Source organism: Sphingomonas sp. GW821-FHT02B09 (assembly GCF_059421875.1).
Genome location: NZ_JBWKVV010000007.1, coordinates 151,993 through 165,025, shown reverse-complemented (window position 1 = coordinate 165,025; position 13,033 = coordinate 151,993). Strand labels below are relative to the sequence as shown.

General features: G+C 64.1%; 17 protein-coding genes. 12 read left to right on the top strand and 5 right to left on the bottom strand.

The features are described 5' to 3' along the window. Positions 1-30: 30 nt before the first annotated feature. From AC07U4_RS20935 to AC07U4_RS20925, 3 genes are all read left to right on the top strand, one after another. Entirely contained in the window at positions 31-288 is a 258-nt protein-coding gene (locus tag AC07U4_RS20935) for a hypothetical protein (RefSeq protein ID WP_495196914.1), read from the top strand. 204 nt (positions 289-492) lie between these two features. Continuing rightward, positions 493-993, top strand: a complete 501-nt coding sequence (locus AC07U4_RS20930; RefSeq protein ID WP_495196913.1) for a hypothetical protein — start codon at positions 493-495, stop codon at positions 991-993. 1 nt (position 994) lies between these two features. Further along, positions 995-1,927 (top strand): hypothetical protein, encoded by a 933-nt coding sequence (locus tag AC07U4_RS20925; RefSeq protein ID WP_495196912.1) that lies wholly within the window; start codon positions 995-997, stop codon positions 1,925-1,927. A 6-nt stretch (positions 1,928-1,933) separates the two neighbouring features. Here AC07U4_RS20925 and AC07U4_RS20920 read toward each other — a convergent pair whose 3' ends face one another. Next, positions 1,934-2,140 carry a hypothetical protein gene (locus AC07U4_RS20920; protein WP_495196911.1) on the bottom strand — a complete coding sequence of 69 codons (207 nt, stop codon included), beginning with the start codon at positions 2,138-2,140 and terminating at the stop codon, positions 1,934-1,936. A 28-nt stretch (positions 2,141-2,168) separates the two neighbouring features. On the opposite strand from AC07U4_RS20920, the gene AC07U4_RS20915 reads away from it, so the two are divergent. Next, the gene (locus AC07U4_RS20915; RefSeq protein WP_495196910.1) at positions 2,169-2,525 is read left to right on the top strand and encodes a DUF3768 domain-containing protein; all 357 of its coding nucleotides are present in this window, start codon (positions 2,169-2,171) and stop codon (positions 2,523-2,525) included. Between the two features lie 96 nt (positions 2,526-2,621). Here AC07U4_RS20915 and AC07U4_RS20910 read toward each other — a convergent pair whose 3' ends face one another. Both AC07U4_RS20910 and AC07U4_RS20905 read right to left on the bottom strand, forming a co-directional pair. After that, the gene (locus AC07U4_RS20910; protein WP_495196909.1) at positions 2,622-2,885 is read right to left on the bottom strand and encodes a hypothetical protein; all 264 of its coding nucleotides are present in this window, start codon (positions 2,883-2,885) and stop codon (positions 2,622-2,624) included. A gap of 64 nt (positions 2,886-2,949) precedes the next feature. Further along, positions 2,950-3,675, bottom strand: a complete 726-nt coding sequence (locus AC07U4_RS20905) for a CPBP family intramembrane glutamic endopeptidase (protein WP_495196908.1) — start codon at positions 3,673-3,675, stop codon at positions 2,950-2,952. Between the two features lie 428 nt (positions 3,676-4,103). On the opposite strand from AC07U4_RS20905, the gene AC07U4_RS20900 reads away from it, so the two are divergent. Both AC07U4_RS20900 and AC07U4_RS20895 read left to right on the top strand, forming a co-directional pair. Beyond that, entirely contained in the window at positions 4,104-4,361 is a 258-nt protein-coding gene (locus AC07U4_RS20900) for a hypothetical protein (protein WP_495196907.1), read from the top strand. Then, the gene (locus AC07U4_RS20895) at positions 4,358-4,948 is read left to right on the top strand and encodes a hypothetical protein (RefSeq protein ID WP_495196906.1); all 591 of its coding nucleotides are present in this window, start codon (positions 4,358-4,360) and stop codon (positions 4,946-4,948) included. Before AC07U4_RS20900 ends, AC07U4_RS20895 begins: the two co-directional genes overlap by 4 nt. Here AC07U4_RS20895 and AC07U4_RS20890 read toward each other — a convergent pair. Further along, positions 4,864-6,834, bottom strand: coding sequence for an IS1182 family transposase (locus tag AC07U4_RS20890; protein WP_495196905.1), 1,971 nt, complete (start codon positions 6,832-6,834; stop codon positions 4,864-4,866). The genes AC07U4_RS20895 and AC07U4_RS20890 overlap by 85 nt on opposite strands. Between AC07U4_RS20890 and AC07U4_RS20885 the strand changes: the two genes are divergently transcribed. The 6 genes from AC07U4_RS20885 to AC07U4_RS20860 all read left to right on the top strand — a co-directional run bounded on the left by AC07U4_RS20885 (position 6,824) and on the right by AC07U4_RS20860 (position 11,611). Then, positions 6,824-7,096, top strand: coding sequence for a hypothetical protein (locus tag AC07U4_RS20885; protein WP_495196904.1), 273 nt, complete (start codon positions 6,824-6,826; stop codon positions 7,094-7,096). The two genes, AC07U4_RS20890 and AC07U4_RS20885, sit on opposite strands and share 11 nt — an antisense overlap. 48 nt (positions 7,097-7,144) lie before the next feature. Next, complete coding sequence (locus AC07U4_RS20880) at positions 7,145-8,071, top strand: DNA/RNA non-specific endonuclease (RefSeq protein WP_495196903.1); 927 nt, start codon at positions 7,145-7,147, stop codon at positions 8,069-8,071. A gap of 270 nt (positions 8,072-8,341) precedes the next feature. Further along, a complete protein-coding gene (locus AC07U4_RS20875; RefSeq protein ID WP_495196902.1) occupies positions 8,342-9,361 on the top strand; it encodes a hypothetical protein in 1,020 nt (339 codons plus the stop codon). Between the two features lie 11 nt (positions 9,362-9,372). Next, positions 9,373-10,140, top strand: coding sequence for a hypothetical protein (locus AC07U4_RS20870; protein ID WP_495196901.1), 768 nt, complete (start codon positions 9,373-9,375; stop codon positions 10,138-10,140). A gap of 26 nt (positions 10,141-10,166) precedes the next feature. Continuing rightward, the gene (locus AC07U4_RS20865; RefSeq protein WP_495196900.1) at positions 10,167-11,246 is read left to right on the top strand and encodes a M4 family metallopeptidase; all 1,080 of its coding nucleotides are present in this window, start codon (positions 10,167-10,169) and stop codon (positions 11,244-11,246) included. Next, positions 11,246-11,611 (top strand): protealysin inhibitor emfourin, encoded by a 366-nt coding sequence (locus AC07U4_RS20860; protein ID WP_495196899.1) that lies wholly within the window; start codon positions 11,246-11,248, stop codon positions 11,609-11,611. Before AC07U4_RS20865 ends, AC07U4_RS20860 begins: the two co-directional genes overlap by 1 nt. Before the next feature lie 631 nt (positions 11,612-12,242). Here AC07U4_RS20860 and AC07U4_RS20855 read toward each other — a convergent pair. After that, positions 12,243-12,857 (bottom strand): hypothetical protein, encoded by a 615-nt coding sequence (locus AC07U4_RS20855; RefSeq protein WP_495196898.1) that lies wholly within the window; start codon positions 12,855-12,857, stop codon positions 12,243-12,245. Between the last annotated feature and the right edge of the window lie 176 nt (positions 12,858-13,033).

Sequence of the window (13,033 nt, the reverse complement as noted above, 5' to 3'; positions counted from 1 at the left end):
AAAGCTGCACGTCCGGTTCGGAGGGGGGGAGTGGGGTGTCCTCTCGTAGGCGCCACCCTCCCTACCCAACATTACGACACCGGCCGCTTTGTTCGCGCGATCGGCTTCTACCTGACCGACGAAGCGGCGATCGCGGCGGTCCGCCGCGCCAACCGTCTGCTTGAGCGCCTGCAGCGTCACCGGCGCAGCGTCGATTCTGTCCTCTACGAAGGCGGTCGCTACCGCGCCTTCTCCTTCACCGGCCTCCCGCCCGCGCACTTCCCGGTCGAGCGTCCCCGCTACCAGTGACCCCGCGCGAGGCGGTCCACCACGGTCGACCCCGACAGTTCGGAAGGGCTCTTTCTCCGCAAGGCGCTAGACCAGCTTGGTGGCGCTCGCGACCGCCTTGGCGGGGAACCAAGGCTGACCAGGTAGCCCAAGGCCGGCAAAGGGAAGGGGGAAGGGACAGGCAGATGCGGGGATAGCCCTCGCTCCCGACCGAAGGGACCTGCCATGCTTCCAGCATCGATTGCACCGAGCGCCGCGCCAAGCGCGGTTGCCACGGTTCAGGAGTTGTTCGCCGACAGGATCGGCGACGTGCTGCTCGAGCTTCTACAAACTGCCCGCGCGAACGGCGCATCTCGTGTCGACGTCGCCTTGATCGGTACGGCGGGCGACCAGCTGCTCCAGCTCAACGACGACGGCAAAGGGCTCGACGAGCCGGGCGCGATCTTTGCTCACCCGTTACCACGCTTCGGCATTTTCAGCCTCGCTGGCCGAGACGTGATTGTTAGGTCCTGGTCGCACGAGGCCCATCAGGGATGGAGCGCCCACATCACCGCCGGCGCGTGGACCGGCAGGCGCCCGATCGCGATCTCGCCTGATCCGATACGGCAAGGAACCTCCATCACCTTCCGCATGCCCGCCATCGCCGAAGCCGTGATGCGTGCCGCCTTGGCCGAGGCCGCAGCACTCGCCGGCGTGGTTGCCCACTTCAACCATCGAGGGATCTGACATGGACATGCCGCCCCCTCCCGTCGTCCTCGCCTACGGCATCGGCGTAGACAGCACGGCGCTACTGGTTGAGCTCGTCTCGCGTGGGCAGAAGCCCGACCTTGTGCTGAGCGCCGACACCGGCGTCGAGAAACCCGCGACATACGCCTATCTGGACGTGATCCGTCCCTGGATGGACGGGCATGGCATCCGGCATGAACTGGTTTCGTACACTCCCAAGCGGTTCAAGCACTGGCCACCCTATTACGGCCTCTTGGAGATGTGCCTCACCAATGCCACCCTGCCGAGCAAGAGCCTTGGCGGATCGAGCTGCAGCCTCAAATACAAGAAGGCGCCGCAGGACGCCTTTCTCGCCAACTGGCAACCGGCCATCGACGCCTGGGCCCGCGGGCAGCGCGTCACGCGCCTCATCGGCTATGACGCAGGCCCACGTGATACGCTCCGCGCGAACCACGCGCTGTCGATCGAGGATCCGCTATACGATTGCCAATCGCCGCTGCGCGAATGGGGCTGGGACCGCGATGACTGCGTTGGCCGCATCATTGCCGAAGGTCTGCCAGTACCCCCGAAATCGGCCTGCTGGCTGTGCATCGCCAACAAGCCTGAGGAAATCCGCGACCTTCCTCGCTGGTGCCTTCCGTTGATCGTCTTGGTAGAAGCGAGGGCGGCTCCAAGACTCCACACCGTCGAGGGTCTATGGCGTCGCTCGACCAAGGCTCGCCCAGGCCGAATGACCGATTTCATCCGGGCAGAAGGTCTCTTGCCTGCGCGCGAGATCGACAGAATTTGGCGAGACGCGCCGCTCGATCTGATCCGGTTCCAGGACGTGGCCGCCCTTGTACCCATCAGCGAGCGACCGACGATGCAGAATTGGCTCGAGCGCTTCAACGCAGGGTTGCTGACCCGACCGGCGGGCGAGATGCTCGCGGCCTGAGAGGCTTCAGTTGTGATCCGCGGCGGGCGGACCGACGATGATGGTCGTGGGCGAGGCGAGACCGATGATGGTCAGGCCAACCATCGTCAGGAAGATGCTGGTCGCCAGCGCGATCAGCGGACCAGCCGGAATGATACGGCGCCGGTAGAGAAGCGCCATGCCCTCGAACGAGCCCGCGCCGAGCAGTGCGATAACGATCGCGAAGATCTGCATGACGCTTGATTACCCGAAGGGAGAGACAATGGACATCGTCGTTCAGCCGTCGCGCACCGAGATCATCGGCGCACTTAACGATCGCTGCCGGCAGGGGTTAGACCGGCGGTCGCGCACCGTCATCACACGATCCTGCCTCGCAACGTTCGCGGAGGTCGGTCTTCCGGCGATCGCGGTGCAAATCGAGATCTTGGCGGCGTTGCGCACGCACACGTTTGATGCCCGCGACCGGGAGCGGAACCGCGGAGAGTTCGAGATTCGCGGCCACACGGTCTACTTCGCGATCGACTATTACGATCTCGCACTTGAATACGGCTCGGAAGACCCGGCCGATACGAGCGTCACCCGGCGGGTGCTTACGATCATGATGCGCGACGACCTCTGACTCGGACCAGCGGCGCGACCTCGATCAGGCCTTCAACGGCGCAAAAGCTGAGCATTGCGCTTTGGAGGACAGATTGACCTCACGGCGCGAGGCGCTTCACTCGATCTTGGCGGCAACCTCGGCGACGTCCTTGTTCGACATGCCCGCGTCCTCATCCCGCAGGTAACGAAGCAGATCGTCCACCTCGGCAGGGCCGAAGCTCATATCCAGTGCGTCCATCTTGATGGCCGTCGGCACCCGTTCGTCGTGTGGCATCGCCTCGACGAATGCCGCGCACTCGCTCAACGTCCCCTTCGAGAGGACGGTCGACGTTGCCTCGCCTTCGTCGTCGCTCGCATAGGCCGTTGCCGGCTCGCTCAATGGATAGGTAGTCATCGCTTGTCCCCTTTATCCTTTGGGGAACGTGCGTCCCCACCGATCGGGCTCACGCGGCTAGGGTGGCATACCACATCCCGAAGGCGTTGCTCGCAACATGGACGATGATCCCGGGCACGATCGAACGCGTGCGCAGCGCACAGATGCCAGTCCCGCAACCGAGGCAGAGCGAAGCAACCAGGTTAGCTGGCTCGAAATGCAGCGTCACAAAGAGGACGGCTGACACTAGCACCGCAGCGACGCGCCAGCCGCGAGCGACCAGCGTTCCCAGCAAGTAGCCTCGGTATAATAGCTCCTCGACGATAGGTGCGACGATCACTGTAGCAACCAGCAGGGCAAAACCTGCCGGGCCGGACAACGATGCGACCAGGGCGCGGCCGATCACCAGATTGCTGGCAGCGCCCGACTGCCAGACCGTCGCCCCTTGCAGCGCGAGAATGCCGAGAGGAATTTGCGCGACAGCAAGGCCCAAGACCATCGTGCTTGCAGTCCGGCGATCCCAGGCCGGACCAACCAGAAGTAACGTGCATGCGCGCCCTAGACGTCGAACGTCGAGCACCACCACCCCGATAATAAGCAGCGCCGCGAGCACGATCGTCGCCGCAGTGAGAGACGCCGAGGCCGGATCAAGGCCCCAAGCTGGCCCGACGATGTAGTGGATCAGGGTGAGCGCGACCTGATGCAGGATCAACAGCGCAGCTACGATCCAGAGCGGGGCAGCCCCTGAGCGGGCCGGATTCACGGCAAGCGACGGCGTAGCAGCCAGATCAGGCACGTTCACCTCACAGCATCAGGAGATCGTCGATGCCCGGCATTAAGGCGCAGGCCATGCAAGGCCGTCAACTCCGATTACTGCGCACCATCAGGTCGTTACCACTTCTCAATCGGGTCCACCTTGATGCCGAGTGGAAGGCGGATAAGGCGGGTTGGCGTGCATATGTGTTCGGACACACCGCGAGCGGCTTTCGCGCTGGCAGTCGCTTAGATCGGGCGTGGCACCGCGGCTACGAGGCCGCTGCACGAAGTGCCGACCCCGTTGCCTTGATGCTGTAGCAATCCGGAGATCACCGAGGCGCGACCGGCGCACGAAGAGGAGGGGGGCGAGAAGGACGGGTCATAGGGATCCGGGAGCTCGCCATGAACGCCTTGAGGCATGCAGCGGCAGACGGAACGATCGGCCAATGTAAACAAGGCGTGGGACACATGATGCAGCGTCCCGACCCTGCGCTGCGGTCGAACCGACCACACGTCCGCAATCCGGTATTAGCGCTGCCCAGTGCGGCGCGCCTTCAGACGCTGTCGCCGGCCGCGCGTGCCGAACTCCGTCAGCTTCTGCTCGATCTGCGGGCCGATGCGCAGATCCGTGCCGAGGAGTGCTGGCGCCGACACAAGGCACCGATGGCTGCCTATTGGAAGGTCGTGTCGGTCTACGCCGGCCACATCGCACGCGTGCTGCGATGAGGTACGATCCTCGCATCGCGACCGTCTTCCGTGAGGAGTTCGAGGATTTGATCGCGGCTGTGCGTCTGGCTGACGCACTGCCGAGGCCGAAGACGGATGATGATCGCTGGCGTGCCGACTATGCCGAGGCGCAGCGTCGACGGCGCGTCATCGGTTATCAACAGGATCTCTTCTCCTCGACGACGATGACGCACTATCGTCGCCACGCCGCAGCTCCTGAATGGGCCCGAGCGCCTATCGAGACAGTCGAGCAGAAGCTGGAGCGCATCAAAGGCGATCATTTTGCCACCTACGGCCCGCCCCGGTCAGATCGCCCGTCCATCCTCTCTCCCGAGCAGAAAGCTGCGATTGTCCGCAAGGCCGGGAACTGGCTCAGCTTGCGCCGGCGCGTGAGGCTGGTCGACGCGCCGGGCTCCGTCGATCCTGCCTTTGGTATTCAGCGTTACCTTGGCCGCGAGGGCGTTGTGTGGCGTCTCTGCGGTGCGCCTTTCGACGACCACTGCTACGTCTTCTTCGATGCCGTGGGTGCGGAGCGCACCGCCAAAATCGAACTGACCGAGCTGCGCGACCTGGAGCCGGTCGAATGAGCTGGCGCGAACCCGACCTCTTCTACGGGGACAAGCAACCACCGCGCACTATGCCGCCGATGAAAGCCTACCGGCCGGCAATGCGGAAGGCTTCCAAGGCCTTCGCGTGGGAGAGCATGGGCGCATGGGTGCGTCTCATGCACCGGCTGTTCGCCCTCGAGGAGCCGAGCAGCGAGCATTATCGACGCACGCGCGAAACGGCACGCGCGCTTAGCGTGGAGCGCATCCGCGAATGCCGCCACGACGATGACCTCGCCCGCTGTGAGGCGATGCTGGTCGAGGCCGCAGCCGGGTGGAGACCGTCCGAAAACTGCTGGGTGAGCAGGTCCCGGCGTGTAACCTGCCGGAAAGATGGTGGGACGCGAAAATTCATGCTTTTGCTCGCTCGTCAGGCTGCAATGGACCGTCCTGCCGTTCCTATTGGACGCCATACCGACGCAACTGGCGGTGTAGATCAGGCCTGTACCGCCTTGGATCAGCCCCGGCACCCCGATGATGGTGATGGCCCGCCTTAGATTGTAGGCGAGTGCCGTCAGGCTGAACTCGGCGCGGACCTTCTCCAGCCCGCGCATCAGGAACGCGCCCTGGTTCATGGACTGCTTGATCGTGCCGAACGGGTGCTCGACCGTCGATTTGCGGAGGACGAGGATGTCGGGCCGCATGGCGAGGCGCTCGGCCATTCGCTCGATGATCTCTTCCTTCTCCCAGCGGTTGATACGCCGCCAGCGCCCCTTGGTGCACCGCGCCTTCATTTGGCAGCCGGCACATGCGGCAGGGCTGGAATACTGGATCGACACATGCCCGCGCGTCACCGAGTTGTAGCGGGTGGCGAGTACCTGCCCGGCGGGGCAGTGATAGGCGTCGGTTGCCGGATCGTAGCGGAACCGCTCCTTGGGAAAGAGGCCGTTGCCAACGGCAGTGCCGCGATGCGGGCGGGGGATGTACGGCGTGATGCCCGCCGCCTCGCACGCCTCAATGTCCTCGCCCTTGTGGTAGCCCATGTCGGCGACCGCCTCGATCCGCTCGACCCCGAGCAACTCCTTTGCCGCACCGGCGGTGGGTGCCAGCAAGCCCATGTCGTTGCAGGCGTTGGTGACGTGCTGTTCGACGATCAGCTTGTGCTTTGCATCGACCGCCACCTGCGCGTTGTAGCCAACCGTCACCTTTGAATGCGCGACCATCAGGCGCGCATCGGGATCGGTAAGCGAGATCTGCCCCTCGCCGCTCTCCTCCAACTGGCCGAGCAGCGCCGCGCTCGCCTGACGCTGCTCGCGCAGTTTGGCGATCTTGGTTACCAGCGCCTCGGCGCGGCCGGTACCGGCCCCATCTTCGCCGCGGTCGATCTCGTCCAGTTCGGTGAGGTAGCGATCCAGGCGCGCGTCCGCTGCGGCGAGATACGTCGCCAACCGCTCGCGGCTGAAGTTGCGCGACCGGCTGTTCACCGCCTTCAGTCGCGTCCCGTCGACCGCCAGCAACTCGCGGCCGAACAGGTCGAGCTTGCGGCACAGCACCACGAACTGGCGAAACACTGCTTTGAACGCTGCACGGTTGTCGCGCCGGAAATCGGCGATGGTCCTGAAGTCCGGCCGGACCCCGCGCAGCAGCCAGATCAGCTCGAGATTGCGGCCCGCTTCCGCCGACAGGCGCCGGCTCGAGCGCACCCGATTGAGATAGCCGTACAGGTACAGCTTGAGCATGTCGGCCGGATCGTAACCCGGCCGCCCCGTCGCCTTCGGTTGCGCCCGCAGGAAACCGGCCCCGCCCAGATCGAGGTCATCGACGAAAGCATCGATGAACCGCACCGGATTGTCCGCCGCTACATAGTCCTCGACCGATGCCGGCAGCAGCAGCGCCTGGTCGCGCGCATGACCTTCGATGTACGCCATGCCCGCAGGCTACACCGCCGCGGCATCGCACGGTATCCAGTACGCGGTTTTCGGACAGTCTCGGTGGCTCTACGGTCTCGATCGCGCCTTCAGCCGGGCGGAACGCGGCACGCTGCTGGTCGAGGTGCGAAACCGGCGTCAGCTGATCGCTCTCGGCCGAACCGAGGCAAAGCCGAAGGGGCCGCGCCTCGATGAAACGCGCCTGCCGTTTTCCGCTCTTATCAGGCTGATCCAGACCCATCAGGACCCATTGATCGTTTGAACGACTGCGCCTTGAGCGAGCCCGACGTGAAGCCATCGGAGAAACCCCGTGATCGACCTGTCCTATCGACCCCGCCTGAGCGACCTGCGGCCTATTACGTCGACGGACAAAGACTTGCTTGCGCCAGAGGCAACCCCGGTCCGCATATCGTCAGCCTCCTCCTTTGCAGGACGACAGGGCTACAAAGCCGAGCATCTCGGCGAGTTTGTTGTGCCGCTGCCCGGGACCTCTGCGATTACAGCCGACGTCCTGCCTGTCGCCGACCGCAATGATGGACGGCTCGACTATGAGCATTTCACGGTCGTCATGTCGAAGAGCCGGCGCCTGTCGCTCTTCACCGGCGTCAACATCGACGGCAGCGCCAGCGTCTCGGTTCCGCGCGGAGGCGACCCATGGGCCTTTGACGGACGTATCCCCGAAGAGGCCCAGGCCGGGGACGAGCTTTACGCCAACAACGACTTCGACCGCGGGCACCTGGTCCGCCGCGAAGATCCGAATTGGGGGCAGAGCGCCGATATCGCCAATCGCGACACCTTCCACTTCACCAACTGCGCGCCACAGCTCTCCGCCTTCAATCAGCGCACGTGGCTCAGCCTAGAGGACTATATCCTCGGCAACACACGAAGGGTCGGCGAGCTCGCAAGCGTGTTCACCGGCCCGGTCTTCAGGGCGGACGATCCGGTCTATCGCGGCATCGCGATCCCGCTCGCCTATTGGAAAGTCGTCGCTTTCATCCATGATGACGGGCGTCCGTCAGCATCGGCCTACCTTATCGATCACGATGTCGATCTGGATGAGCACACGCTGCTTTTCGGTGCGTTCAAGACCTATCAGCGCTCCGTCACTGCGATCGCAAAGCTGACTGCTCTCGACTTCGGAGACTTGGCCCGTTTCGACGGTTTCTCGAACGAGGAGGCGACAACTGGCACGAGCGTTCGACGGCTGATTGCGGGGCCGGAGGACATTCTGCTCTGAAAGCGAAATTAAACCTGTCCTACACAGAACAAACGTGGAACATGGGCCGTCGGATCAACATGGAGTCGGGAGACATGACCGACATGATTGACGGCCCGATGCTGGTGGGGATCGCCACGCTCATCACCAGTATCGTCAATGCCATCACCACCCTGCGGCCCCGCGATCGGCTGCCGGAGCGACCAAGGCCACCGCGCCTGCCTAGGCGCAGAAAGGGGAGGGAGGTGCGAAGTTCGAGGGCATGATGCCTGAAAGCTGAAGGAGACTGCCATGCGCCGCTGCGCCAGTGCCGTTCTACCGCTGATGATCGCTCCACTGCTTCTGGCTGGGTGCGCCACGAACGCAATCAGGCTGGAGGCTGCCGGGACGGTCCAAGCCCGAAGCCGCGAGGCGGTGACCGCGACCGCCAGCTACTTCGATGCCATAGAGCAACGTCGCCGTGAGGCAGCGGCCGCACTGGTCGCGAGCGATCCGAGCTGCCTGCCGGCGACGCCTTTACGAATCCAGGTGCCTATTACGCGATCGGCGCCGGCAGCGCCGTTGTGCCTCTCTGGCGAAGAACCATCGCCGGGCTACACCGCGTTCGAGATCGACATCGGCAGCAGCCCGCGCGCCGTGCTGGAGCCGCGCATCGCCCTGATCGCCGCGATCAGCGACTATGCCGATGCACTGGCTGCGATCCTCGATGCGCCCAAATCCGACGTCTCGGCTGAGATTACCGCCTTTGCCGACAAGGCAGATCGGCTTGCCCGGTTCACCAACTTCGTCGCCGGCACCGACCTGCCGAATGTGAATGCAGCCGTCGCCAGCGAGCAGGGACAAAGCCTTGTCGCGCTGATCGCCTTTGCCGACGAGCTCGCACGCGAAGCGCGGCAGACCCGCGATGTGCGGGCTCTCGTTGTCGAGCGTGGGGCCGTCGTCGACCGCGCACTCGCATTGCTCTCGGCGCAGGTCACGACTTGGGGCAGGGGAGCGGCGCGCAACGCCGACGACCTCTACGGCAATGCCCTGTTTCGGACGTACATCCGCAACCGCGCGAGCCTGTCCGCCGACCAGCGTGAGCAGCTCGCCGGCCGGGTGTTCACAGCGCGCGAGGCCGCGAAAGACGGACCGGCTCGCGCTGCGCAGGTCGCCGATGCCATCGACCTCGCCGCCAAGGCACAGGCCAGTCTTCGCGATGCGCTCGCCGGCCGGCTCACACCGGCGCAGCGCCGCGCCGCAGCGCGCCTCAACATTGACCGCATCACGCGCGCGCTTGGCCTGATCGCCTCGCTAGCAAGCCCCGCCTGAGGAGGATTCCGATGACGACCTTCACCCAGGCCATTGGCGCAGCTGACGCCTTGATCGACCAGCTGCAGGCATTCACTGTCGATCCGCGCTACCTGCCGCGCTTCTTCGACACCTTCTTCGGGCTCCGCACGGCGCTTGGCAGCGCAAGCGATCAGTTCGCGGCTCAGCATAGCGGCGACGACGGCGATCGACCGGTGTTCGCCACAGTGCTCGACCGCTGCGAGCAGGCCAAGACGATTGGCAATGTCCTCACGCCAGACCAAGCCGCGGTGACGCGCTATGCCGAGGCCGTACAGCGTGCAATCACGGCGCTGGATGGGCAGGGCAGCATGACTTCGCTGCCCGCCTTGCGGGGTACGCTGCGGCTGCGGGGCGGATCCGCGCCATCGGCGAGGGGAGGGCGTCGCCCTGCACCCGCGCCGGCGCCCGAACCTTACTATGCGAGCCTTGTGAAGCTGTTCCCGGTCGAGGCGGTGACGCTCTACCCGCTCGCGATCGGCATCGCAGCTGGCGACGCCGTCGTCCGCCTGATCCTGATTGCCATCATCACCCTCTTCATCATCGTGCTGCGCTGGTTCGGAACGCAGGAGGAGAGAGGGGGAGATGCCGATGTGGTGGCGATCGCCGTCGCGGTGGTCTCGTTCGAACTCTACGCGGCCTCGCTTGGTGGCTTTGGCTACCTGCCAGGCGGCCCCGAGCAGACCAGCCAGGTCCTCGCCTTCATTACCATCATGTGGGTGGCACTCGTTCCCTTTGTCCTTCGCCGTGCCCGCAGCTGACCGAAACCCCTTGAGGAGAGACGAACATGTGCACCTCCACCCATCGTCATTCGCTTCACTGCATCCTGCCGCCTTACATCCTGTCGCAGATCGCCGCGAATGGCTCCCCTGAGCAGCGGGCGATGGCTGTTCACAGCCTGCTGGTTGATCCGACCATGCGGATCGTCCGCGCCAGCACTGCGGGGCCGGTTACCGGCGCGACCGCGCGGCGACGCGCCGCGGCGGGCAACATCCTGACGCCGAGCCCGCTGCGGACGATCCGCGACGCGGGCGGCGAACCCGAGGCACCAGGGGCGACCGTCGTGCGGCGCGAGGGCGACGCACCTACCGGCGACGTTGCGGTCAACGAGGCCTATGACGGGCTCGGCGCGACATTCGCCCTGTTCTGGGAGGCGTATCAGCGCAACTCGATCGACGATGCCGGCATGCCGCTCGATGCCACGGTTCATTACGACCAGGACTATGACAACGCCTTCTGGGACGGCACCCAGATGGTCTTCGGTGACGGCGATGGTGAGCTGTTCAACCGCTTCACCATCTCGCTCGACGTGATCGGTCATGAGCTGACCCACGGCGTCACCGAGAAGGAGGCGGGCCTCGCCTACTTCAACCAGTCTGGTGCCTTGAACGAGAGCATTTCGGACGTGTTCGGCAGCCTCGTGAAGCAGCGCCTCTTAGGCCAGACCGCCGACCAGGCCGACTGGCTGATCGGTGCCGAGCTGCTGACCGCCAAGGTGAATGGGGTTGCCTTGCGCTCGATGAAGGCGCCCGGCACTGCCTATGACGATCCCGTCCTTGGCAAGGATCCGCAGCCCGGCCACATGGACGATTTCGTCCGTACCAACCAAGACAATGGCGGCGTCCACATCAACTCCGGCATCCCCAACCGAGCCTTCTATCTGGCCGCGACCGCGATCGGCGGAAAGGCATGGGACCAGGCCGGGCAAATCTGGTACAATGCGCTGCTGGACCCCAATACGAGGGCCAACACGGACTTCGCCGGCTTCGCCCGCGTCACCATCGACGTCGCGGCGCGTTTGTACGGCTCGGGCAGTGCCGAGGCGACCGCCGTCACCGAGGCCTGGAGCGCAGTTGGAGTGATCTGATGCAGACGGGCAAGACCTGCGACGAGACGATGACGGGCGAGGCCCGCGTGCGGATCGAGGGCGGGCTTGCCCATTTTCCCGGACGGGCAAAGGAACAGACGGTCTCGTTTGACGATCTTGCCACCCCGGAGCGTCAGGAGATCGCCAGCCTTGCCGATCAGGCCGACTTCTTCAGCTGCACGCCTACGAACGACAGCCCGAGGCCGGATGCGCGGACCTATACCGTCGGGCTGACGATCGCCGGGCGAAGCCGAGAACTTCGCGTTGCCGAGCCGATCCGCGATCCTGCGCTTGCCAAACTTGTCTCGGCGGTACGTCGTCTGAGCAAGCAACATGCAGGCCCCAATCATGTTGCCGCCAGTTAGAAAAGACACATTCTCCGCCAGATAGAAATGACACTCGTGGTGGCAGCGGGGGCAGCGTGGAGCCCCCCAAGCAGCGCAGCGCTGCCCCCGCTGATGCGGTGACCTCTCGGTTCTTGCGACCTTGGACCCGCTGCGCCAGCAGCGGGCTTGGTGACGCCCGCCAACGCGAGCGACTTAAACAACTCGCTAAGCGTCGCCACAGCGAACGTTTGTCGTGCAAAGGCTCAGCCGCTTGCTAGTTGCCCTTGGGAGCCTTTGGCATCGGATCAATGTCGGATACGGTGATATTCGCCGTCGCCCTCGCGCTATCGATCGCGCGCTGGTGGCTCGCGTCCCTTTGCGCCTGAGTACGCTCGGCAAGCGCTCGAAGGTCAGATCGAGTCTGCTCGGCACCGTCCTTTTGACAACCAGCTAGACCTACCAGGAGGATCGACACGACTAGGATTATCTTCATTGCAGCGTTCCGTCCTCTGAATGGTAGAGGCGGTATCCTCGACCAAGCAGATGCTTGCAACCGGGTTGACACGCCTGATCAAGGCGGCCGTTCCGTGGAGCAGCAGCACCAGTCACCGCTGGAGCGCTCAGCGTATCTTCAGGTCTGCGGTGCCAGCAGCGAGCTTGGTTTTCTCGATCAGCTCGCGGATCGCGCCGCCAGGCTACGGCTGCCAAGCGCCTGCTGCGTCGTGAGTTCCTTAGGCTTCAACGTTTCGAGCAGAGCCTGGTCTGCCTTCATGTAAGTCAAGGCTGCCTTCAAAATACCCGCGACAAAGGTGTTTTTTTGTGAGCTCTCATATTCGATGCTGCCCGCTGCGACCTCAAGCTGGTTCAGGGGCTCGTCGTAGGTCGTGTTTGAAAGCTGGGAGAGCCCATCAATGACGTCCTGAGGTGCCCGTCTATTCAGGATTATATCGTTCAGCGCGACGTTCATCTCTTTACGGCTCATCCTCGAAAAGTCGTAATGCCCCTCAGGCAAGCCTTGCGACTGGCTCAGCAGACGACCACCCTCCGTCATGACGCTCACAAAATCTTCTTGGCTGTGATCTACGTTGTTGTAAGAGAGATAATAATCCCAGTCTGGCGTACCAGATGACGCCTTCGCGCTGGTGATTTTAGCTGCCTGTGTGGCAAGTGGCGAATTCAGCGTCGGTGCGGCAGGCATCATTTCAGTCGTCGCCGACGCAACAATCTGTGCTTGATTGCTGCGCATGTAGATAGCCTGAGAGGGTAAGCTGGTCGACTTGATCATAACCGGACATCCTGCAGCACGTGCCGTCCGGGTATAATCTTAATCTGGTTAACGAGCTCCTACCGTTCTGATGAATAGGCGTAATCGCTGAGGCCGCGCGCAACCAGCTCCTCGTTGGACAGGCGGGAGCCGCGCTTCAGGCGCCGTCATCTCGGTCTTCGCGCCCTCGGACCCGC